18 protein-coding genes are annotated in these 24,721 nt (G+C 38.0%); 2 read left to right on the top strand and 16 right to left on the bottom strand.

The window, feature by feature from the left end:
• Positions 1 to 88: 88 nt before the first annotated feature.
• The 10 genes from N7931_RS08570 to clpB all read right to left on the bottom strand — a co-directional run bounded on the left by N7931_RS08570 (position 89) and on the right by clpB (position 11,294).
• Positions 89 to 847, bottom strand: coding sequence for a sulfite exporter TauE/SafE family protein (locus tag N7931_RS08570; protein ID WP_262793385.1), 759 nt, complete (start codon positions 845 to 847; stop codon positions 89 to 91).
• A gap of 132 nt (positions 848 to 979) precedes the next feature.
• Positions 980 to 2,491 carry an amidophosphoribosyltransferase gene (gene purF / locus N7931_RS08565; RefSeq protein ID WP_262793383.1) on the bottom strand — a complete coding sequence of 504 codons (1,512 nt, stop codon included), beginning with the start codon at positions 2,489 to 2,491 and terminating at the stop codon, positions 980 to 982.
• A 14-nt stretch (positions 2,492 to 2,505) separates the two neighbouring features.
• The gene (locus N7931_RS08560; protein WP_262793442.1) at positions 2,506 to 3,003 is read right to left on the bottom strand and encodes a CvpA family protein; all 498 of its coding nucleotides are present in this window, start codon (positions 3,001 to 3,003) and stop codon (positions 2,506 to 2,508) included.
• Between the two features lie 64 nt (positions 3,004 to 3,067).
• Complete coding sequence (locus tag N7931_RS08555) at positions 3,068 to 3,709, bottom strand: SPOR domain-containing protein (RefSeq protein WP_262793381.1); 642 nt, start codon at positions 3,707 to 3,709, stop codon at positions 3,068 to 3,070.
• Positions 3,710 to 3,714: 5 nt separating this feature from the next.
• Positions 3,715 to 4,965, bottom strand: a complete 1,251-nt coding sequence (gene folC, locus N7931_RS08550) for a bifunctional tetrahydrofolate synthase/dihydrofolate synthase (RefSeq protein ID WP_262793380.1) — start codon at positions 4,963 to 4,965, stop codon at positions 3,715 to 3,717.
• Entirely contained in the window at positions 4,965 to 5,825 is an 861-nt protein-coding gene (accD, locus tag N7931_RS08545) for an acetyl-CoA carboxylase, carboxyltransferase subunit beta (protein ID WP_262793378.1), read from the bottom strand. The genes folC and accD overlap by 1 nt, the downstream gene beginning before the upstream one ends.
• A 193-nt stretch (positions 5,826 to 6,018) precedes the next feature.
• Positions 6,019 to 6,816 carry a tRNA pseudouridine(38-40) synthase TruA gene (gene truA / locus N7931_RS08540; RefSeq protein WP_262793377.1) on the bottom strand — a complete coding sequence of 266 codons (798 nt, stop codon included), beginning with the start codon at positions 6,814 to 6,816 and terminating at the stop codon, positions 6,019 to 6,021.
• Between the two features lie 74 nt (positions 6,817 to 6,890).
• Entirely contained in the window at positions 6,891 to 7,703 is an 813-nt protein-coding gene (locus tag N7931_RS08535; protein WP_262793376.1) for a DUF1080 domain-containing protein, read from the bottom strand.
• Positions 7,704 to 7,877: 174 nt separating this feature from the next.
• A complete protein-coding gene (gene pssA, locus N7931_RS08530; RefSeq protein ID WP_262793375.1) occupies positions 7,878 to 8,630 on the bottom strand; it encodes a CDP-diacylglycerol--serine O-phosphatidyltransferase in 753 nt (250 codons plus the stop codon).
• A gap of 87 nt (positions 8,631 to 8,717) precedes the next feature.
• Positions 8,718 to 11,294, bottom strand: coding sequence for an ATP-dependent chaperone ClpB (gene clpB / locus N7931_RS08525; RefSeq protein WP_262793373.1), 2,577 nt, complete (start codon positions 11,292 to 11,294; stop codon positions 8,718 to 8,720).
• A 241-nt stretch (positions 11,295 to 11,535) separates the two neighbouring features.
• Between clpB and N7931_RS08520 the strand changes: the two genes are divergently transcribed.
• Complete coding sequence (locus N7931_RS08520; RefSeq protein ID WP_262793372.1) at positions 11,536 to 13,251, top strand: diguanylate cyclase; 1,716 nt, start codon at positions 11,536 to 11,538, stop codon at positions 13,249 to 13,251.
• A 65-nt stretch (positions 13,252 to 13,316) separates the two neighbouring features.
• On the opposite strand, the gene N7931_RS08515 is transcribed toward N7931_RS08520, so the two are convergent.
• From N7931_RS08515 to yegD, 4 genes are all read right to left on the bottom strand, one after another.
• Positions 13,317 to 15,038 (bottom strand): potassium/proton antiporter, encoded by a 1,722-nt coding sequence (locus N7931_RS08515; RefSeq protein WP_262793371.1) that lies wholly within the window; start codon positions 15,036 to 15,038, stop codon positions 13,317 to 13,319.
• A 344-nt stretch (positions 15,039 to 15,382) separates the two neighbouring features.
• Positions 15,383 to 17,083, bottom strand: coding sequence for a D-lactate dehydrogenase (gene dld, locus N7931_RS08510; protein ID WP_262793370.1), 1,701 nt, complete (start codon positions 17,081 to 17,083; stop codon positions 15,383 to 15,385).
• Positions 17,084 to 17,206: 123 nt separating this feature from the next.
• Complete coding sequence (locus tag N7931_RS08505) at positions 17,207 to 17,773, bottom strand: uracil-DNA glycosylase family protein (RefSeq protein WP_262793369.1); 567 nt, start codon at positions 17,771 to 17,773, stop codon at positions 17,207 to 17,209.
• A 23-nt stretch (positions 17,774 to 17,796) separates the two neighbouring features.
• Positions 17,797 to 19,167, bottom strand: a complete 1,371-nt coding sequence (yegD, locus tag N7931_RS08500) for a molecular chaperone (RefSeq protein WP_262793368.1) — start codon at positions 19,165 to 19,167, stop codon at positions 17,797 to 17,799.
• A 197-nt stretch (positions 19,168 to 19,364) separates the two neighbouring features.
• Here yegD and N7931_RS08495 point away from each other — a divergent pair, with 197 nt between their 5' ends.
• Complete coding sequence (locus tag N7931_RS08495; protein ID WP_262793367.1) at positions 19,365 to 20,534, top strand: hypothetical protein; 1,170 nt, start codon at positions 19,365 to 19,367, stop codon at positions 20,532 to 20,534.
• A gap of 215 nt (positions 20,535 to 20,749) precedes the next feature.
• Here the strand turns inward: N7931_RS08495 and N7931_RS08490 are convergent, their stop codons facing one another.
• Both N7931_RS08490 and N7931_RS08485 read right to left on the bottom strand, forming a co-directional pair.
• Positions 20,750 to 24,253: a response regulator gene (locus tag N7931_RS08490; RefSeq protein WP_262793365.1), complete on the bottom strand. Its 3,504-nt coding sequence runs from the start codon at positions 24,251 to 24,253 to the stop codon at positions 20,750 to 20,752.
• Positions 24,254 to 24,429: 176 nt separating this feature from the next.
• Complete coding sequence (locus tag N7931_RS08485) at positions 24,430 to 24,720, bottom strand: DUF1244 domain-containing protein (protein ID WP_410369346.1); 291 nt, start codon at positions 24,718 to 24,720, stop codon at positions 24,430 to 24,432.
• Between the last annotated feature and the right edge of the window lies 1 nt (position 24,721).

Below are 24,721 nucleotides of genomic sequence, written 5' to 3'. Positions count from 1 at the left end.
TAGTTCGGGCTTTAGCCCGTTTTACGCCAGCCACTTTAAACACCATAAATGGCAAACTACACCCATTCAAAATCAAATGGAAATACAACTAGATTAAAGCTTTATACCATAAAGCAATCCCGGCCAGAATGGTCATTGCTTCAAATGCGCGTTTAACCAATTTATTGCCTTTCGCAATCACTAAATAAGCGCCTAAATAACCCCCAATGAGTGAGCCTAAAATTAATGCAGGTAACCAGTCCCACTTAATTTCTGTCAACATAGCTAAAGTCACCGCGCCCATCCCATTCCACAAAATACCAACCATGATCAGAGTATATGATACAGCTCTGCCATAACTCATCCCAAACCAATGAATCAGCCAAATCGTCACAAATAAACCCGTGCCGGAAGTTAATGAACCATTTAATACTGCAATCAAAAATAACCCCAATCCGCCACTGATATAACCGGCTAAGTTTCTGTGCTTAGGTGTATCATCCAACCCTAAATCCGGCTTTAAAATAGAATAAATTCCAAGCGCTATGGTTAATGTGCCCAAAGCAGACATCGCAATGGTTGGCGGTATATTTAAAATAACATTAGCGCCTAAAATCACGCCCGGAATCGCACTTAATAATAAAGTGAGCAGCAAAGCCGATTCAAACTGACCATGTTTTAAATGCTTAATTGATGCGCCTAACCCTAACGCAACAGACGCGATTTTGTGTGTGCCCAACGCAATAGAAAAAGGTAAGCCTAAAAAAATCAGCGCTGGTAATTGTAATAGACCCGCGCCGCCACCGGCTAATGAAGATAAAGTATTAGCAAATAAACTCACTATAAATAATAAAATTTGTTCAAACACTTATCTTTCCTTAATTTATCTAACTAACCAGAGGTGGCACGGTTATATAAAAACACAAACGCCGCTAAAAAGCGGCGTTTAAATCAAATTAACTTGTGTTGTGTGCTCAAAGCAAGCACCCTAAAACAAAGCTTAACTAAAGTTATGAATATCCAAACTTGAGCTTTGGTTTGCATTATCTTTTTCTTTAGCTGAATCACTGCGAAGTGCGTCTAGGTGATCTAAATAAGCTTGATCAACGTCTTTCGTCACATATTCGCCGTTAAATACCGAGCTTTCAAACTGAGTAATGCTTGGGTTGCCTTCTTTAACCGCTTCAATTAAGTCGGGTAAATCTTGGAAAATTAAACCATCGGCTTTAATTAACTGGCAAATTTCGTCCACTTCACGGCCATAAGCAATTAATTCATTCGCACTTGGCATATCAATACCATATACGTTAGGGAAACGAACTTCTGGTGCAGCAGATGCAAAATAAACATTTTTAGCACCGGCTTCACGCGCCATTTCAATAATTTGCTCAGAGGTTGTACCGCGTACCACTGAATCATCAACTAATAATACGTTTTTACCTTTAAACTCAGATGAAATCGCATTGAGTTTACGGCGTACTGATTTACGTCTTTGCTGCTGCCCCGGCATAATAAAAGTACGGCCAATATAACGGTTTTTCACAAAACCTTGGCGATAAGGCACATCTAATGTGCTGGCAATTTCAACCGCAATATCACAGCTAGTTTCAGGAATTGGGATCACAACATCAATATCTAGATCATGCCAAACACGTTTGATTTTTTCACCAAGCTTTTTACCCATACGCACACGAGTTGCATACACAGATACATTATCTATAGTCGAATCTGGGCGAGCGAAATAAACATATTCAAATAAACAAGGAGTTAACTGAGCTTGATCTGAACATTGCTGGCTATAAAGCTCACCTTCTTTAGTAATATAAATCGCTTCACCCGGCTCAACGTCGCGCACAAATTTAAAACCAACAGCATCAATCGCAACACTTTCAGACGCAACCATGTATTCATTGCCTTGCTCAGTTTCACGCTTACCTAAAACCAGTGGGCGAATCCCATATACATCACGAAATGCAACAATGCCATAACCAACAATTGAAGCAACAACCGCATAGGCACCACGTGCTTTAGCATGTAACTTAGTCACAGCACTAAATACATCCTGCGGCGTTAAATCCCAATTACAGGATTCGCATAATTCATGCGCAAACCAGTTCATTAATAACTCAGAATCAGAAGAGGTATTTACGTGGCGTCTGGCTTCGCTTTTTAAATTTTCTTTCAGCTCCTCGGCATTGGTTAAGTTACCATTATGCGCAAGTGCAATACCAAAAGGCGAATTAGTATAAAAAGGTTGGGCTTCAGCCGAAGTAGAAGTACCCGCAGTTGGGTAACGCACATGCCCTATGCCCCAATTACCTGCCAGTCTGTCCATATGTTTTTGTTCAAATACATCTCGAACCAAGCCATTGGCTTTTCTCAATTTGAACATACCGTTATTTATGGTCATGATTCCGGCTGCGTCTTGTCCACGATGCTGCAATACTGTCAATGCATCGTATAAAGCTTGATTAACCGGAGAATGAGCAACTATGCCAACAACACCGCACATGGATTATCTACCTCTTATACAGGTTTAATATCTTTAAGAAAGCTTGATGTGTTTTTCATATATTCAAAAAACCATTCAATCACAATCTTAAACTCAGGAATTAGAACTGAATCACTCCACCACTGTGCACTTGCCGCAGGGGTAAAAGCGTCCATAAAGAAAAGTATAGCTGCCACAATTAACACGCCTCTGAGCGCACCAAAAACTAAGCCTAAAACTCTGTCGGTGCCGGAAAGGCCTGTTTTTTGAACCAGCTGAGAAATTAAATAATTAGCAATCGACCCTAAGATAATGGTGACAATAAACAAAATTGCAATGGCCGCTGCGTTACGAAGCATGACATCTTCAATGTTTGTCAAAAAGGTCGCAAAGTCGAGATAAAACGTACTTGCGATAAAAAATGCCGCGATCCATACCACCAGAGACATAGCTTCGCGAACAAAGCCTCTGACTAAACTGACCAGTGTTGAAATACTGATCAAACCAATAATCGCGTAATCGATCCAGACCATATCAATCTTCATGCTAAAATATGCGGGCGAATTCTACCAGATCCCAGACCTATAATGCCAATCATTATTGAGCCGGTTGATAATTAACTAACTTACCTTTGAGGTTTGTTAGCTTTTTAAGTTCTGGCAGCATGTTTTGTAACTTATTTTGATCAAGTTCTGGACCAATAAAAACTTTGGTCAACTGACCATTTGAAGTATTAACTGCTTGCGTAAATACCAGATAACCTTCGCGTTTTAGCTTATCGACTAAGCTTTCAACATTTTTTTTATTACCAAAACTGCCTAACTGAATCACCCATGCATTTTGCTTAAATTGCTCAGATTGATTATTTTGAGCTTGAGCGCTTTGCTCTGGTTCGCTTATTTGGCTCGGGATAGTTTCTGGTTCGGTAGTTTGTTCTGGTTTTTTGTCTTCAATCAATTTGGCTTGATTAGGTGGAATTTGCTCAGCATTTTCAAGCAAATGATCCATAGGTTGTTCATCTTCAAGCGGCTGTTGCGCTTGTGCCATTTGCTGATCATATTCAGCTTGAGGAAAATCCGGTGCAATCGGAATCGCTTTTACCTGCGGCTTATTTGGAATGGTTTCAAATTGATCTGAATATTCACTTTTTTTACCGTCTAATAAATCCGGCAAAAAAATCACAATTAATGCGATAAAAACTATGCTGCCTACTAAACGATTCTGAAAGGTACTTGCCATTGCGTTTAATCCGTCAAAATATCTGTGATCACCCAAAAAGAGCCAAATACAACAATTAAATCATCCGCTGACGCCTGTTGCTGGGCAGCTTGATAAGCTTGCTCAATTGAGCCAAAACATTCAACCTGAGCATTTTTTGGTAAATATTCGGCTAAATCTGTCGCTTTAGCGCCTCGTGGTTGGTTAATGTCTGCCAATAACCAAAGCTCAAAACTGTCTTTAATGCTTTCAACAACCGTTTTAATATCTTTGTCTTTTAACATCCCAAACACAGCTATTTTTTTACCAGAGCATTGCGTTTGGTTTAGTTTTTCACGCATAAAACGAATAGATTCAGGGTTATGCGCAACATCAATAATCACATTTGGCGAATGCGCAATTTGCTGCCAGCGACCGGCCAACTGAAAGCTTTTAAAACACTGATTAACCGTATCCGTATTTAAACGGATATTTAATTGTTCAAAACAAGCTAACACTGTACTGGCATTTTGCAAAGGCATATTAGGCTTAATACAGTGATTAAATTCACTTTTTTGGCCTTGCCACGACCAAGTGTCGGCCTCAACCTGATAATGAAAATCCTGCTGTTGCCAGACAATATTTAATTGTTTTTCAAGTGCTTGTTGTTTAACTGTATCCGGTGGATTTAAATCGCCACAAACCGCCAAACCTTTGGTTCTAAAAATCCCTGCTTTTTCAAAGCCGATGACTTCACGGTTTGTGCCTAACCAATCCTGATGATCTAAATCAATTGTGGTGATAACAGATAAATCCGGCTCAACAATATTGGTTGCATCTAAACGCCCGCCTAAACCGACCTCCAGCAAAATAAAATCCGGTTTTGCCTGAGCCAATAAATAAATTGCGGCTAAAGTGCCAAATTCAAAATAAGTAAGCGGGGTTTCGCCTCTGGCTTGTTCAATCGCAGCAAATGCTTGGCAATGTTGCTGTTCAGAAAACCAATCGGTATTTAATGTAACTCGCTCACGATAGTCACTGATATGAGGTGAGTTATAACAACCAACCGAATAACCGTGCGCAGTTAAAATTTGTTGCATTAAATGACAACTGGTGCCTTTACCGTTAGTACCGGCAATTAAGATAACTTTAGATGAGGAAAAGTTCAGCGCTAACTGATTATAAACTGACTGAACTCGCTCCAAGCCTAATTCAATATCTTTAGGATGAAGCGATTCTAAGTGAGATAACCAGGCAGGCAGATTATCAAAATCTGCCGTTGCAGGGGTTGTTACCATTAAATTTGCTCAATCGAGGGTAAATTCATCAACTTAGTGATAATACGTGCTAATTTATCACGCATCTGGCGTCGATCAATAATCATGTCGATTGCACCTTTTTTAAGTAAAAACTCACTACGCTGGAAACCTTCCGGTAGCTTTTCACGAACGGTTTGTTCAATAACGCGAGGACCAGCAAAACCAATTAATGCTTTTGGCTCCGCCACATTAACATCGCCTAACATTGCAAAACTGGCTGACACCCCACCCATAGTTGGGTCAGTTAATACTGAAATATAAGGTAAGCCCTGCTCTTGCATTTTTGCTAAACCGGCGCTGGTTTTTGCCATTTGCATTAATGACATTAACGCTTCTTGCATACGCGCACCGCCAGAGGCAGAAAAACAAATTAACGGTAAGTTATGCTCTAAACAGGTTTCAACCGCTTTAATAAAACGAGCACCCACTACAGAACCCATTGAACCGCCCATAAATGAGAATTCAAAAGCAACCGCCACCACAGGTACACCTTTTACAGTGCCACGAAACGCAATTAATGCATCTTTTTCACCTGTGCTTTTTTGGGCAGCCGTGATTCTGTCTTTATATTTTTTTGAATCTTTAAATTTTAATTTATCCTGAGGCTCTAGATCTGACCCTAGTTCACTGCGATTGGCGCTATCCAAAAATGCCTCTAATCGAGCGCGGGCAGAAATTCGCATGTGGTGATTACACTTAGGACAAACATTTTGTTGCTGTTCTACTTCGGCACGATATAAAACAGACTGACAATCAGAACACTTAACCCAAACACCTTCCGGCACATTGCTTTTTTTGTTTGAATTTGGTTTTGGTAATATTTTTTCAATCCAACTCATTGATAATCTCGGGATACTATTTGAAATAGAAAAATTTGTTTATACAAAAAATCGATAAACCCTTAATGGCGCACATTAAATCATAAACTGAAACATATTTTAACTAAAACCTGCATCATCACAGATAAGTTTTAGCTGGTTTTTATAAATTATGATTATTAAAAAATAACTCATCAGACCAGTAAGTTAGTATTTAAACCGTTAAAGATTCAGGTAAAAAAACTGGTCCCATCGGTTCTAGTGGAATGCCCCACTGCTCAGGATAAAATACTCTCACCAAATAAAGCCCATTTGGTTTCGCCGTTGGAGCAGCTAAAGTTCTGTCTTTTGCATCCAATAATGTTTGAATCCAAGTAACTGGCTGTTCACCTTTGCCTATCTCAATTAATGAGCCGGTAATATTGCGTACCATGTGATGTAAAAAGGCATTTGCAGTGACATCAATCACCACATAATGGCCAACTCGGTTAACACTAATTTGATGTAAATTACGATAAGGTGTATTTGATTGGCAATGAGACGCTCTAAATGAGGTAAAATCTTGCTCGCCAACCAAAGCCTGCGCTGCCTGATGCATTTTTTGAGCATCTAATGCATGATAATAATGGGTAATGCCTTGAGGTAAAATAGCAGGTCTTAATGCATGATTGTATATAATGTAGCGGTATCGGCGGGCGGTTGCTGAAAAACGGGCATCAAAAGCTTGATCTACCTGTTTGGCCCATTTAACTGCAATATCTGCGGGCAAATTTGCATTAACCCCTAAAGTTAAAGCACGCATTTCCCGCGTAATATCCGTTTCAAAATGAACCACTTGCGAAGTTGCATGAACACCGGAATCGGTTCTGCCAGCACAAGTGACAACAATTGGGCTATTAAAAACTCGTGATAAAGCTTCTTCTAGCGCTTGCTGAACACTTGGCACATTCTGCTGGCGCTGCCAGCCCGAATACAAAGCCCCGTCATATTCAATACCTAATGCAAATTTCATATTAAAACCATTGTAATAAAAGTCGCGGTATTATACTCAAGTCACTTGTAAATGCGAGCCATCCGCCAGCTGCTTTAGAGTTGTTTTAACATGATATTTCTAAATTCAGTAGGATGAGATTCAGCCTGTAGTGAAATATACCCTTTATTGATTAATAAATTATCTAACCCTTTTGCTTCACTGCTATTAGGTTCAAATTGTGGCTGCTCATATTCAAATACCACTTCTCCGTTAATTCGGTGAATAATTTTTTCACTGCCATGTACTTCAATTTCGGCTTGCACCCACTCGTTTAACGGCAAGGCTTTACCCGTTGAGTTAATACAGTGATCGGTAACCAATTTTTTATTGATAACAACATTGGTGGATGGGGTACAAATATTGGCAGTGGTTCTTGGTTTTTGGTCATCATAAGCGCCTAATAGCTGAACCTCGATTGAACGCGGAAAGTCCTGTTCAAGCGCCATAGTTTCGGGTGCCTGACTATGCAACATAATGCCATTATTACGAAAAGCCCAAGCCGCGCCACCATAAACCTGCTCACCAATAAAACGGTATTCAAGTTTAATAATGTAATTAGAGAAAGCATGGTCATAAAAAATATGACCAAATTTATTATCAAATTGGCTGTAATTATCGTAAGAAACCGTTAATTTCCCGTCTTTAACACCAAAAGTATCTAAATAATTTTCACCTAGCGGATGGCCTTTAAATTTAATTTTCCAGCCCGTTAAATCTTTACCATTAAATAAACTAATCCATTCGCTGGTTTGAGTTTGATTTGCCTGTGTTTCGTTAGACGTATTATTGTTTTGTGAATTGCAGCCAGCAAACATAAAAACTGAAGCCAGTGCTGTACCTGCCACGATTATTTTTTTTGATTTCATTTGATTTAATTTCCTTTGCAAATGCTAAGTTTTGAGTGCAACAGGTCGATTATGCATGTTATTAACAAATACTCAACCTTTGCCCATCAACACAAACAAAAACGGCCAGTCAATTATCTTGACTGGCCGTTTAAAGCGAAACTAATTTAAAGCGAAACTAATTAGACGTTTTTGTTATTCAGAGTCTGAATTTTTGGCTTTAATTTCTTTAACACCGCGATACGTTAAAATTGGGCCGGATAAAGCATACAAAGAAAAAATACTGAATAAAACTAATGCAGGCTCAAACGCAACAATCACAAATACCAACACCATTAATAAAATAGCAATAAATGGCACTCGCTCTTTCCATTTAATTTCTTTAAACGAGCTATATCTGAAATTACTCACCATTAATAAACCACTTAATGCAGTAATAATCATGGCAAATACCCCAAAAGTATCTGGATTAAATTCATAATCTGCGCCTAACCACACCATACCACTTACAATAGCAGCAGCGGCTGGGCTGGCTAAACCGGTAAAATAGCGTTTATCGGCTGTGCCAACAGTTGTATTAAATCGGGCTAAACGTAAAGCAGCAGCAGCAGCATAAATAAACGCGGCTAACCAACCAATTTTACCTAAATCACCCAGTGCCCAGTTATAAGCAACCAGTGCAGGTGCAATACCAAACGAGACCATATCTGCCATGCTGTCATATTCTGCGCCAAAAGCACTTTGGGTGTTGGTCATACGAGCTACCCGACCATCCAGCGCATCAAAAATCATTGCAATAAAAATAGCCACTGCCGCGCTTTCAAAATGATTGTTCATAGAGGCGATAATGGCATAAAAACCTGAAAATAAACCCGCTGTCGTCAAAATATTGGGTAATAAATATATCCCTTTACTCGGGTGTTTTTGAGTCTCGTTTGAATCTGTCATAAAACTACGGAAATTCCTTAAAAATAAAGGTTTCTTTTGTCACCAAAAGAAACCTTATCATTTGAGTGGTTAGAATTGTACTCTAACTTATTTAGTTTTAAATACTAATTTATCATCTTTTTCATCAACAACAATGGTTTTTTCGGTTGGAAGCTCGCCAGCTAAAATCGACTGCGCTAACGGATTTTCAACTTCTTGCTGAATTGCACGTTTAAGCGGACGCGCCCCAAAAACCGGATCAAACCCTGCTTGAGCTAATTTAGCCAACGCATTGTCGGAGACTTCAAAGCCATATCCCCGTTCGGCCAAACGATTTGCCAATTGTTGTAACTGGATAGAAGCAATTCGCTGAATATGGTCTTGCGCCAGCGGATGAAATACCACAGTTTCGTCAATCCGGTTAATAAATTCTGGCCGGAAATGCTGGGCAACAACTTCAAGCACAGCAGATTTCACCTGATCAGCATGACCAGCCTGAGTTAGTTCCTGAATCACATCCGATCCTAAGTTAGAGGTCATAATGACAACCGTGTTTTTAAAATCAACAGTTCTGCCTTGTCCATCCGTTAAACGGCCATCATCCAATAATTGCAATAAAATATTAAAAACATCAGGATGCGCTTTTTCAACTTCATCTAACAAAATAACTGAATAAGGTTTACGGCGAACCGCTTCAGTTAAGTACCCGCCTTCTTCATAACCAACATAACCGGGAGGTGCACCTAATAACCGTGATACTGAATGTTTTTCCATAAATTCCGACATATCAATACGCACCATAGCGCTGTCTGAATCAAATAAAAAGTTAGCAAGCGACTTACATAGCTCGGTTTTACCAACCCCAGTTGGGCCTAAAAATAAAAACGAGCCAATCGGTTTATTTGGATCAGATAACCCTGCACGAGAACGGCGAATGGCATCGGCAACCGCTTTAACCGCTTCGTTTTGGCCAACCACCCGCTGATGAATGCCCTCTTCCATTTTTAGCAGTTTTTCACGTTCCCCTTCAAGCATTTTGGAAACAGGGATTCCTGTCCAGCGTGATAAAACTTCGGCTATCTCTTCGTCTGTGACTCTGTGTTTGAGCAAACTCATATCCTGCATTTCAGCTTGCACGGCTAAATCTAATTGACGCTCCAAAGCCGGAATTTTACCGTATTGCAGTTCCGACATTCGGCTTAAATCCCCAGCGCGTTTAGCAATATCCATATCTAATCTAGCTTGCTCTAATTCCGCTTTAATATTTTGTGTGCCCTGTAATGCTGCTTTTTCAGCATTCCAGATTTCTTCTAAATCACTGTATTTACGAGTAATGGTTTCAAGCTCTTCTTCCAGTGTTGCTAATCGTTTTTTACTGGCATCATCACGCTCTTTTTGCAGTGCTTGCTGTTCCAATTTTAACTGAATACTGCGCCGCTCTAATCTGTCCAGTTCCTCTGGTTTAGAGTCAATTTGCATCCGAATGCTAGAGGCAGCTTCATCAATTAAATCAATGGCTTTATCCGGTAATTGACGATCTGCAATATACCTGTGTGATAAAGAAGCCGCCGCCACAATTGCAGGATCAGTAATTTCAACTGAATGATGCAGCTCATAACGTTCTTTTAAGCCACGTAAAATCGCAATGGTGTCTTCAACACTGGGTTGATCAACTAATACTTTTTGAAAACGGCGTTCAAGCGCTGCATCTTTTTCAATAAACTGACGATACTCATCTAAAGTAGTTGCGCCAACACAATGCAGTTCCCCACGTGCTAATGCAGGTTTTAGCATATTCCCCGCATCCATTGCGCCATCCCCTTTACCAGCGCCAACCATAGTATGCAATTCATCAATAAATAAAATGACCTGACCTTCTTCTTTGGCCAATTCATTTAAAACAGCTTTTAAACGCTCTTCAAATTCACCCCGATATTTAGCACCCGCAATCAGTGAGCCCATATCAAGTGAAAGTACGCGTTTGTTTTTTAATCCTTCTGGTACTTCACCGTTAATAATTCGCTGAGCTAACCCTTCAACAATCGCGGTTTTACCAACCCCTGGTTCACCAATTAATACCGGATTATTTTTAGTCCGGCGCTGTAAAACCTGCACGGTGCGACGAATTTCATCATCTCGCCCAATTACAGGATCAAGTTTGCCTTGTTCAGCTTTTGCTGTTAAATCCTGAGTATATTTTTCAAGTGCTTGACGTTTTTCTTCGGCGTTAGGGTCATCCACATTTTGACCACCACGTACCTGCTCAATCGCGGCTTCTAATTTAGCTCGGTTTAGCCCAAGCTTTTCAAGCATTTTGCCAAGTTCGCCTTGTTGCTCAAGTGCAGCTAAAACAAAGAGTTCAGATGAGATATATTTATCTTTTCGTTTTTGCGCTAACTTATCAGATAAATTTAATAAACTAACCATAGTGCGAGACAGCTGTACATCACCACCAACGCCTTCAACTTTCGGATATTTATCTAAAGCTTCAGATAATTGAGAGCGCAGCGAAGCGATTGTACAACCGGCTTGATTTAACAAACTACGAACCGTACCTGAATCCTGATTAATCAGGGCATACATTAAATGAGTTGGTTCAATATATTGGTGGTCGCGACCTAATGCGAGCGACTGAGCATCAGAAATTGCTAATTGAAATTGGCTGGTTAATCTGTCTAATCTCATGATCTTAATACCTTATCAAATAACCTAATCAGCTAAACCTAAGTTGATTCTATCAGTTAGTTAATAAATGGTATTAAATCAAAAAATATCAAGCGCTAAACTTACCTCTAAATCTAAATTATTTGACTTAAATCAATTTATTTTTAGATGTTATAATTAAATTCGACTACTATAAGGGGCTTTATATTTAAGATTCGCTAAGGATAGCTCAGTTTAGCTATCAACACCTGAGATATTAATTGTGTATATAGTTACTCGTTTATTTTCAATATTAATTATTTTGTTCTGCTTTAGATGGGATGCTATTGCTAAACCAGATATTGAATTAACCTCCGATAAAATTAGCCTTACTGATTTTTCAATGAGTTACTACATTGATCAAACGGGCAGAATGCCCTTTGAGTCCATTAAACAACAAACTTTTACACCATCAACTAATAAACTAGCTTTAGGTACAAAAGCCAAAACAACTTGGTCAAAAGTAGTTATCCAAAATACAACACAGCAGAATTTAGCTTTGAATTTGCATCATCCTTATGCATATCACAACCACAAAATAGAGTTTTACCAAGAAAATAACGGGATTTTAATTAATTCATTATTAATTGATTTAGATAACCCGAATGATTACCAAAGCATGTACGGTGGCACTGCAATTTACCCTTTTATAATCAAAGCTGGTTCACAAAATACTTTTTATATAAACACGGTTTCATACTCTCACCAATGGTTTACCTTATCTATTTTAGATACCGAATCTTCAAAGCGTGCTTTAGTTGGTAACCAAAATGACATTGCCATACTAGTCGGTATTTTATTTGCCTTAATGCTCTATAACTTTTTGTTATATGTATCATCCCGCAAAAGAGAAAATATTCTTTACAGCTTGTATTTGATCTCTGGAACGATTTGGATTGCATTATCTTACGGGTTATTGGCTAATTTTTTTGGTTTGTATGGTGATGCTGTGATGAAACTGCATATCACACTGATAACAATGCCAATATTTTTAATTCTATTTATGATTTCAATTTTTGAAAGTAAACATAAATACCCAACAGAACATAAAGTTTTAATGGGTTTAATGATTATATTGGTAGCTGATTTTATTTATGGTTTAATCGATATAAAAGCCGCACTTGAACCTGCCAGCTCAATTGCAGCCTTGATGATGTTATTAACCTTGTCAGTCTGTATTTCGATTTTGCGTAAAGGTAACCCTTTAGCAAAACTATTTTTAATCGGCCACTCGCTATTTATTGGCTTTAATGTAATGGCAGTATTGTATTACAAAGGTTTGGCTGATTTTATGTATATTACTTGCTATGGCGTAGGAATCGGCATTGCTTTAGAGGCTTTAATGCTTGCTTTTATTTTATCTTATCGGATAAAACTTCTGGAAAAATTAAAAGCCTCTCAAGAAGAGTTAAAATATCAAGCTGCAACTGACTCAATGACACAATTGTTCAATCGCAGATATTTTAATGACAATGCCTGCCAACTTGTTCAAAAGTGTCGACAAGATAAGCAAACCGTTTCAGTCATCATAGTTGATATTGATAATTTCAAACGCATTAATGATACTTATGGACATCAAACTGGAGATAAAGTCATCATTCATTTTGCGAATATTTTAAAATCAAGTGTTCGAAAACAAGATCTAGTCGCCCGGTATGGTGGAGAAGAATTTGTATTATTGTTAACTGACTGCGATCAAAGACAAGCAAGTCAAATAGCAGAAAAGATTCGTTATCAGGTAGAAAAAAGTCAGCTAGCTTTAGCATCTGGGGATATATTAAGCTTTACCGTAAGCTTGGGTATTTCAGCAGTAGAAAATAATGATAAGATGATCGAAAATGCTTTAAGCCGAGCGGACAAAGCTTTGTATCAAGCTAAAAATAATGGGCGTAATCAAATTTGTAAATATTCGGAGAGTGCCTTATCCCCTGTCGGATAAAATCTAAACTAATAAAATGATACTCCATATTGTTACGTTGTTTAGCTGCCTGATACTCTTAATATTTATAACTTTAAACCAACAGATTTAATATTGCCGTCTTCCATTTCTTTTACCATAATTTTAATTGTGCCTAATTGAATATTGTCACCAATGACTGGGCGGCCGTGGAATTGAGCAGTCATAAACTCATTCAGAGTCATATCCAAGTATTTATCTTCAATTTGAACCCCATAAGCCTGAGCTACATCAATCAGTTTGGTTTGCGGGAATAAAGTAAATTCACCAAAAAAGTAATTGGACTCAAAAGATGGTGATACCGTCACTAATCCAAATGTACGGTTGAGTATCGTTTTTGCGCTAGAACCAGATAAAAAGATCACTTGATCATTTTCAGCCAATATTTGCTCAGTTGGGTTATCAATTAAAACGCCTCTTCGCATAATTCCGACAAGCTGAGCGCCTTCGGTTAATGGAATAAAACTGGCAGAAACGCCCAGCGCACTGCAATCCTGAGTGACTTGATATAGTAATAACTCTTTATCTTCATCACTTTTAATTGGTAAATATAAATATTCCGGCTCCTTGGCGGTTGGTGGTAATTCTAATTTTAACCATCTGGCCATGGGCGCAATTGTCCAGCCTTGTAATACCAGTGAGATAAGCACCACAAAAAAGACTAATTCAAAATATGTTTGAGTATGCTCAAGTCCGGCTAATGACGGAAATAAAGCAAGAATAATAGGTACTGCCCCACGTAAACCGCACCAGCTTAAAAAAACTTGTTCTCGCCACGGAAAACGAAAAGGTAATAAAGATAAAACTACCGCAAGCGGACGAGCAATAAAAATTAAAACAAAAGCAATACTAATGGCCGGAATAATAATAGGCAGCATATTACTTGGGGTAATTAATAACCCCAGCATTAAAAACATACCAATTTGGCTTAACCATGCAATGCCGTCGTGAAAACGGTGAATATCATTGCTATGCGGTAAAGAGGTATTGCCTATCATCACCCCTGCGATAAAAATGGCTAAAAAGCCGCTGCCATCCCATAAAGCGGTTAACCCAAATAAACTGAGTCCGCCCGTTAACGCTAATATAGGTAATAAAGAGGCTGATAAAGTTAAGCGTTTTAGCAATTGGGTTAATAAAAAGCCGCCAGTAAAGCCAATCGCTAAACCTAATCCCATTTGTCTGGCTAACTCACTAAACAATGTCCAGCCTAACCCATCGCTGGTATTTAATTGCAAAATTTGGACAAGGGTGACGGTTAAAAAAATCGCCATAGGATCGTTTGACCCAGACTCTATCTCAAGTGTAGCTCCAGCGCGCTCTTTGAGTTCTAAACCGGCATTGCGTAATAATCCAAATACCGCTGCGGCATCGGTTGACCCCACAATGGCGCCAATTAACAAGCCTTCCTGCCACGGCAAACCTAAAATTAAATGTGCTGCATAGCCTGTTAAACCTGCCGTGACCAATACTCCTAGTGTGGCTAAAGATAACGCAGGTTTTAAACTCACTCGGAATGTATCTTTGCGTGTGCCTAATCCACCATCAAAAATAATGACCGCCAGTGCTAAATTGCCAAATAAAAACGCCAGATTAAAATCATTAAACTTGATTCCACCTGGACCATCTTCCCCTGCCAGCATGCCCAGAATTAAAAAAATAAGTAAAAGAGGAGCGCCAATTTTACGTGTAAACACACTGGCGATTACACATAACAGGGTTAATAAAGAGGCAGCAAAAATAAACTTGTAGATCAATTCAATGGTCATTTATCTCTTTAACTCAGTTAAACAATTAATTCAGACGAAACAAAAATTAAGTGGAAAGATAGTTGAAACTAATTCAGCAGTTTAGTGATAATTTAACAGAATAAATAAAAATGTCGTCATTTATCAAAACGATATTTTATATGTAGAGCTAAATCAATATAAATTACGAGTATCAGAGCCATCACATACAGCTCAATTCAAGGCGTATCATTGCATTTAAAAATGATACAACACATAAGTGGGCTGTCTGTGAGGCTCCTGAAAGGCTGGGCTAAAAGCTATTTATATTGATTTAGCTCTATTGCACTCTGATGGGCCAGAGTGCAATAGAAATGCGTAATAGATTAATGCCAGTGCTTACATTTACTGGTTTTGCCGATCCCTGGATTAAATGAGTTAGTAGGATCTAACTTTTTGTAGAAAGATTTAAGTGCATCTTTGGCAAAATATTCGTGACCAACATTATGTTCTGCTGGGTACTCTGCTCCACGCTCATCAAATGTTTCAAGTATTTTCTGCTTAACTGCTTTAGCATCAACACCCTTCTTCATAATATAGTTTTGATGCATCACGTGACAAAATAAGTGACCGTAATACAACTTAACTGCAATTTGATCGTCTAGCTCTTTTGGTAAACGCTCAAACCATTCTTTTTCATTACGCGGAAATGCCACATCAATTGTCATGACAGCACCCAACTCATGCGAGCGCATTGCATGCATCCGACCTATTGCGCCACCGGCGACAAAGCGGTGTAAAATCGCTTTTTCACCTTCATCTTTAGTACACTCAAAATAATTACCATCATGCTCTTTAAAAAACTTGGTGAAATAAGCTCTGGCTTCATCAACACCTTCACCACTCATTTCAACAATCCAATGATGGTCATACTGCGCCCGATAAGCCTCCATTCTTTTTGGTAGATGGTTTGGCCACAAGTAACTTAAATATTGCATCACCCGATCAGAAAATTTGGAAGGCAAAAATGAAAATTTCTCGGCAATGCGATCAACGCTGCGCTTCATCGCAAACATTTTTGGAATAAACTTTGAACCTAATTTATTGATAACTAAAAAGGTATCTTTACCATACTTTTTAGAAGCATCGTAGCAGTCGCGGTGTAAATACTCTCCCGAAACAGGTAAGTTTTTAAAAGTTGATAACATATCACGGCGAATTTTTCCGAGTACATTCGCATCGTTAGTACCAATATAAAATACCTGATACTTTTCAGGAATTGGGAAAGTATCTAAACGAACGGCAAATACAGCGAGCTTACCGGCACAGCCAGACGCTTCATACAAACGACGACCATCGTTATTAAAGCGCGATGGCGTATCGGCATCAATTTCACGTACTCGTTCATGATATTCATTATCGGATGCACGTAATTTACCGTATTCAATATTTGACTCAGAATAATTTTTATTTTGTAAATTAGTCAGGATTTCTTCTGGAGTATCGCCTAAGTGAATACCTAAATTATTCACTAAAGATAGTCGGCCTTGCTCATCAATTTGTGCAAACAAAGATAATTCAGTATAAGCCGGCCCACGCTGAACCAAAGCGCCCCCAGAGTTATTACAAATCCCCCCCACAATAGAAGCACCAATACAAGATGAGCCTATTACTGAGTGTGGTTCACGACCATAAGGTTTTAATACGTCTTCTAAACCAAATAAAGTTGCACCCGCTAAACCCACTATTTGTTTAGCATTATCAATTAATTGAATGTCGCTGATAAGCATAGTGCTGATAATCACGATTGGCCGATCATAATCTTTACCGTCTGGCGTAGAGCCACCCGTTAAGCCAGTATTAGCGGCCTGCATAATCACGATAACATCGGCTTCAACACATGCTTTTAACGCTTGCCAAATAGCAAGTAAAGAAGTCGGTCTAATCACAGCTAACGCACTACCAGAACCAAAACGAAAACCCTTACAATAAGGCTGCATTTTGGCCTCATCGGTAATGGTAGACTTAACACCAACAATAGCTTGTAACTGTTGAATGAGGGAAGAATGCACTGCGTTAGTTGTCATTAATATTCCTGATCAATAATTAAAAAGAAAAATAGCTAAGGTATATAATACCAAATGTAAACGCAAAAATGATCAGTTATCGGTAGATTTAACGGTTGAGTATTTAATCTTAATCAAAACAATTTAGATAAGTTGTTTAACTTGTGCCTGCAATTGTGGTAATAAATCGCTTTCAAACCACGTATTTTGTTTAAACCAGTGCTGATTTCGTGGGCTTGGATGAGGCAATAAAATAGTTTTATCTGTTGTTAAATTTTGCTCGGCAACCGCTTGAGTCAAATTAAGTTTATTTTTACCAAGGTGGTAAGCACGAGCATATTGACCCAGCACTATGGTTAATTTAACCTCAGTTAAGTAGGCTAACACTTTTTCTCGCCAGAGCTGAGCACAAATTTTTGGCGGCGCTAAATCACCTGATTTGCCACTGCCGGGAAAACAAAAAGCCATAGGTAAAATAGCGATTTGAGCTGGATCATAAAAAACATCATCATTGATCCCCAGCCATTGTTTTAATCTTTTACCACTGGCATCCGCAAACGGTTTATTGGCTTTATCTGCCACTCTGCCCGGCGCTTGTCCGGCAATTAAAATTTTAGCTTTGGGGTTAATCTGCAAAACTGGATTTGGTGTTAGCTGCGCCTGACAATGCCGACAGGCTAATATTTGTTGGTGCAGAGTTTCAAATGACATAATCAGACCCATATAGCTCTATTCTACAGAGTATAAATTCGTTCTGCCCAGCGGGTTAATCCAGAGGCTACACTGCCAAAATAATCGCCAATCACTAATTCGGTTTCTGCCGGGCACTGACTTTGAATATATTGGCTCAGCACAGGCGATTTTGCACTGCCGCCGGTCACAAATACAATATCAGGCTGACAACCAGCTTGTAAAATCGCTTCGTTAATTAACTCACCAACGGCGGTTAAATTTCTCTGATTAGCTTGTGCTAAATCATCCTGCGATAAAGTTTCAAACAAATCCGTTTCGATAAAAGATAAATCAACTGAGTGCTTATCATGTTCAGTTAATTCAATTTTGGCCAATTCAGCCAAATTAACAAGTTGATGACTTAATTTTTGTTTTTGAACCGCTTGTAGTCTGGCAATGATTTGCGGCGCAGCAGCGTCTCTGCCCAATTGTGCCAAATAACGGGCATTTTCCGCACTATAAAAATACGTTTGAGCAACAATATTATTGATTTCGACTGCGTCGCTAAAGGCTTTTCTAGGCATAGGTTTGCCCGTTTTAAAGATTTCATTTAAACCAAATTGAGGCATTAAACCATGCAAAGATAATTGAATGTCAAAGTCATTACCGCCTATTCTTTGCCCGCTATGACTTAAAATATGCTGGCTGCGATCAAGCTGATTAACAAAATTCGGCCCCATTAGCAGCATAGAGCAATCACTGGTTCCGCCGCCAATATCAACCACCAGCACTTTTTTCTGGCTAGTTAAGCTGGCTTCAAACTCAACACCGGCAGCCACCGGCTCATACTGAAATTCAACTTGTTTAAAGCCTACCCGTTTAGCTGCTTTGGTTAAAATTTCAAGCGCCTGGCGATTGCTTTCATCGCCTTTTAATCCTTGAAAGTTAACCGGTTTGCCAATAACAACATTATCTAATGATTGGGTTATTCTTGATTCTGCACAGCTTTTAAGATGGCTCATCATAGCGGCGACTAAATCTTCAAATAATTCAATTTGTGGTTTAACTAACCCAGAGGCACCTAAAAAAGATTTAGGGGATTTAATATAATAACCTTCTTGAGGGTCTTCTAAATACCGTTTTAATGCCTGTAAGCCAAATGATAAGTTAGGATCTAACCCATCTAATTTAAGTTCGGCTAACTCACGCTGACCTTTTTGTAGAGCTGGGCGTCTTTGTTGCGCAAACTCGGTTTGCTGCTCTGCCGGTAATTGCTGATGTAACCAATTCACTATGGTATCTCGGCTGGCACTATATAAACTGGATGGTATATAACGACCATGCTCACCCAACTCAATTAAAGTTGGTTGCTGCAAGTGCATTATCCCTAATGCACAATTAGAAGTACCAAAATCAAAACCAACAGTTGCCATACAAAAATCCGCTACAAAAACATGCTAGCTTACCGATTTAGCCTGGTACGAACAATCATTTTCCCTGATTAATGCGTCGGCTGATTTAAAAATAACCGTTTAAACACAAATTATCGCTTAAAGATTGCCTATACTAAATAACCGCGTATCATCTCGCCCCCTGTAAAACCATGTAGCCACAGAGTTATTAAAGTTAGATGCGAAAGTTATTAGCCGCCCCAGTAAAAATGTCGCTGTCTGAATATGAAAGCCAGACTTATCAAACAATTTTAAAACACGCTCAGGAAATCAGCTTAAATTTAATGGCTGTGAAAGTTGAAAACCGACCAACCGAGTTTTTAGCTTGGAGCGAAGAATTTTACCGCCTGTGTAGTCAAGATCTAAACCTAGATTTATTAGAGCCTGAACAATTTGCGCCATTAAAAAAATTACAAGATACATTAAGCAATGCAATTAGTGCCAGCCAGCTAAAAATGTTAAGAATTGCACCCTGGCCAGTCTTTGCCGGTTTTATTCAGGAAAAAGCTCAGTTACATGCGTTAGATGAGCGTTTAAGGCTATTGTCTCATTGCCAAACATTACAAAATTGTGCTTTTAGTGAAATGATCGACGAAGATTTATTATGTTTGGCTGGCAAACATACCGCCAAACATGATCCGAGTGTGTATCAGTTTGATTGTGAATGGTTTTGCTCCACTAAAAATAACAAACCTTTTCACGAATTATGGCAGCTTAATGCCTCTCGTTTTGAGCAAGCTTTGCAACATATTCCACTTGAAGGTGAAGTTAACCTTACTGATTATCAAAACTTTGTTCGTGATTATCAGGCTATTTTCAGTGAACAAGAATTAGATGCCCCTTTGATTCCAGCAACCCGTTTATTAGCAATGCGCAGACCCGATCAGTTTATTGCTCTGACTAATCAAAATTTGGATTTAATTTGTCAGGGTTTTGCGATTGCAAAATTTAATAATAAAGATTTTAACGGCTACTGGCAGGATTTAATTTTAACTATGCGCCAGTTCGCTTGGTGGAAACAAGCGCAATCAGAAGGTGAAACCGAGCAACAAATTTGGCAAAACCGAGCGATTTTAATTGATTTATTTATGTTTGCAGATGAACAAACTGCCGAAAATTCAAACTATCTAAAACTCAAAAATAAACCGCTAAAAAATAGCAAATCCAGCGGCTCAACCGGCGGTAGACGCAGAACCAAAGAGTCGGTTGAAGCTTTAGTCGACAGAGCGCTTGCCGGTGATGATATCCCTGCTTATTTAAAAGCTAAACGGGAATCCATTATTACTGAAGTACAAAACGGTAAAAGTATTGATCAAGTGATAGGTTTACTACGTTCAATATTTGGTTAACGTTGATTCAATCCAATGACATTTTATGTGCTAGTTTTTGTTCTACCTCAATGCTTTTTAGAGCTAGAAATCGCTTTAAAATAGCCTTATAGGTTAATCAAGATACCGAAGCAAAACATAAAACGCATGTAGAACATGCATAAAGTTCATCATTTCTCTTGCCACACATGGATGTGGGTAAAGAAGCACAAAAAGAAAATCGAAATCAACACAAATTACATTGATAGTTGCAAATTATATTTATTTTCTTCAATTAAATTAAGGGCTTGTTTATATTCTACATCATCAATTAAACGAATTAACTCTTCAACAATATCACCATTTTCAAGCTGAAAAGCTAACTGCTTCAAATCACTAATATAATCTTCAACCTTTGCGTTTGATTCCTTTAGATAAAGACTTATCTGAACAAATATTTTTTCAACATCATCAGATGAATATACTTTATGTATAGCGGTTTCTTTTTTAGTGAAAGTATTATCCGGCATCTGGGGGGAAATATCTTGTAAAGCTATAACTAAACTAGAAAGTTTCTCTAACATTGCCTGGAACTCATACTCAAATGGCTCATTAGCTTCAAGTAAAGATTCAACCTCGGCAGCATCTTTAGACAATTGAGAAGCCCCTATGTAAGCTGCATTTGATTTAAGTGAATGAACTTTAAGTTTAAGTGTATTGAATTGCTCTTGCGATTTTAGCGCCTTTAACTCTTCAACAAGGCTTTGATTTTCTTCAATAAAAGTAATCAATAAATCAATATAAAGTGCTTTTTTCCCATGCATTTTATTTAAAGCATCGGCTACATCCAATAAACCAATTGTTTGCAAACTAAATAGCTGACTGTCTGTACTATCTATTTTAGATTTAGTCTTTGCTTTAGCAATGACTGGATTAATTTTTTCCCTATTAACCCATTTAATAATACAGCGATAAAGTTCATTGGGATCGACAGGCTTAGTTAAGTGATCATTCATACCTGCATCTAAACTACGTTTCTTATCCCCTTCCATTGCATGAGCTGTCATTGCAATTATCGGCAAGTCAGCAAATCTTTCAATATTCCTAATCTCTTGAGTCGCTGTTAATCCATCCATTTCGGGCATTTGGATATCCATCAACACTAAATCAAATGTTTGATTTAGTACTTTATCGATTGCCTGTAAACCATTTTCAGCAATATCAATTTGTATTCCTGTATGACGCAAAAAGCCTGCTGCAACTTGACGGTTTAATTTATTATCTTCAACTAATAACAATTTCACATTTGATAAATCAACAACCTTAGATTTATTCTCCTGATCAAAACATTCTTCATCTTCCTCTAGTAAATCAAGCGTTAAACATTCAGTTAATGCATTTAGTAAAGCAGATTCATTTACTGGCTTTTCGATAAATGCATCGATCCCTGCTGATTTCCCTAACTTCCTTGCTTCATCTTTATCGTACGCTGAAACCATAAGAATTGCTGGTAAATGTTTAATATTGAGCTCTTTTTTAATCATTTTAGCAGCTTGAATGCCATCCATTTCAGGCATCTTCCAATCCATAATTACTAAGTCGTAGTGGTAGTTTTCTATAATAGACTGTTGTAACTCATTAATTGCTTGAATCCCTGTTTTTGCAATCTTAATGTTGGCTTGATGCCGCTTAAATAGCTCAGCAATAACATCGCAAGCAACTTGGTTATCATCAACAATCAAGACACTTAAAGGCTTTCCTTTGATACTAAATTTTGCCAGGTTAATTTCTTTTTGAGTCGCTTTAGCATTGATATAAAAATGAAATGCACTGCCGACACCAGGTTTGCTATTGACCCAAATATCACCACCGAGTAATTGAATTAGCTCTTTACTAATAGCGAGGCCGAGCCCTGTACCACCATATTTTCTAGTAATAGATTCATCAGCTTGGGTAAAGGAAGTAAACAATTTATCAACCTGATCTTTTGTCATTCCAATACCGGTATCAACTATCGCAAACTCAAGCTTATATTCATCATTTTGTAGTTCACTGGCATTTACACGAATACTAACATGCCCAAAGTCTGTGAATTTCACAGCATTGGAAATAATATTAACTAAAACTTGTTGAAGTCTAAGCGGATCTGACTCTATGAATTTAGGAACATTAGGCTGAATGTCGAGAATAATCTCAATATTTTTGGTATCCGCTTTAAGTGAACATAAACTCACAGCCCGTTCAATACACCTAGATAGATTAAAGTTAATACTTTCGACTTTCAGTTTACCAACTTCTATTTTTGAATAATCCAGCACATCATTAATGATGCCAAGTAAAATATCTGCAGAACTAGCTATTTTACTGACATAATCTTTTTGTTCAAAATTTAACGGAGTACGCATGGCTAGTTGGCTTAAACCGATAACTGCATTCATTGGAGTCCGAATTTCATGGCTCATTTGTGCTAAAAATCGACTTTTGGCCTGATTGGCTTCTCGTAATTCTTGGGTTGTTTTTTCTAACTTTTTGGTTCGTTGTGCTATTTGTTCTTCGAGATTGTCGTTTAACTCACGGTTACGCTTGTTTACTAACCGAACATTATCAGCCATAGCAAAAGCCAATAATAATCCATCTAACATGCTACCAATTAAGCCCAGTAGATAAATATTGACGTTCATACTGGGAATTACGCCCATATTCATCAAATTACCCACCATATTTGGAGTTAGCAGCATAATATAAGCAAGTAAGAAATACCGAGCTGGCTTAAAACCATTTAGTAAAGATTTAATACCAAGCGTAAATCCAACAATCAACATGCCGGCAGTACCAATTGATGCGACAATTAATCCTATCGCGGGAGATTCTATTGCAATAGGAACACAAGCAAGTCCGATAATCCCAATTGCTAACCCTATTTTAGATAAGATAGGGTTGGTATCGCGAGCTTTAAGAAAGTTTATAAAAAATAAGGCATTAAAAAGAGGTAATAGAACAAAACCAGTCATCAAAAAACCGGGGTAACGGATCCCAAACCATTCTTCAGGTAAATTAAAAGTATGTCCCCATCCCCAAATCCAACTAGCAGAAAATAAAGCATAATATAAATACACTCTATCGCGTGACCCCATATATATAAATAGATTATATAATGTCAATGCCACACCAATTCCAAAGCACAATAAAATAATTGCATTTTCTAATTTGAACTGCGTAATGAACTGTTCTCTTGGCTTAAATTGCAACTTTAATGGAGCAAAAAAGAAGTCACTTGAAAGTCTGGTCACCAATAAATATTCGGTTTCAGGAGCAAGCTTAAAAGTAGCAGTATAATGATACGGAATTTCATGATCCGCAAAATATCCAGTTTGCGCTGATTGGGGCTCAAAAAAATGTCGTTCAGAGGTATTTAATGGGTATAGTTTAAAATCAATAAATTCCACAGCTGAACCGAAAACATAAGCAGTCCATTGGGATGAATGACTATCATTATATAGCCGATGTACAGACCAGACAGTATCACCATCGAATTGGATTGTTTCATGGGGTTTTAATTTAACGAGCCAATCAGAAAGACGATCCGTATTTTCTGGAAATGGTTCGCTTGTCCTATAGAATGCCTGACTAGCAAATAAATCTTGATTATCGAGTTCACTGAGTTTTATTTTTTCTAAATCTAGGACAGGCTCTGCCGCATAAGCAAATGACAAACAGAAAAACAAAAAAGTGTTTATGGCAAACTGTATTATTTTTTGCATTCAATTCCCTTAATCGACGTCATTTTAGCTTTTTGTAGAAGTCTAACTTTAGAGCATATAAAACATTTGATTATCATTTAAAATTTGGTTTATTTAGCTTTATATTAAATACGACTAAAGTAATATTTAATATAGAAAAGAGCTAAACAAACTAATACACTCTAACAATTATCCATCTATGATTTATTTTTATTATTAAATTCAGCTAATTGCTCTGCGGTTGCAGGCTCCTGATATTTTTCTTTCCATTCTGAGTATGGCATACCATAAATTATTTCACGAGCTTGCTCATAATTCACCGATTCACCTAAATGTTGAGCCTCTGCGCTGTACCATTTAGCCAAACAATTACGACAAAAGTTAGCAAGATTCATTAATTCAATATTCTGAACTTGTTTATTGTCATCTAAATGTTTTAATAAACGTCGTAAAACGGCAGCTTCAATTTGTTCTTGTTTATTTATCATT

It is taken from the genome of Catenovulum sp. 2E275 (assembly GCF_025515275.1).
In the GTDB taxonomy this organism is placed as follows: domain Bacteria; phylum Pseudomonadota; class Gammaproteobacteria; order Enterobacterales; family Alteromonadaceae; genus Catenovulum.
The sequence above is the reverse complement of the archived record's forward strand: the minus strand, read 5'-3'. Positions and strand labels throughout refer to the sequence as shown.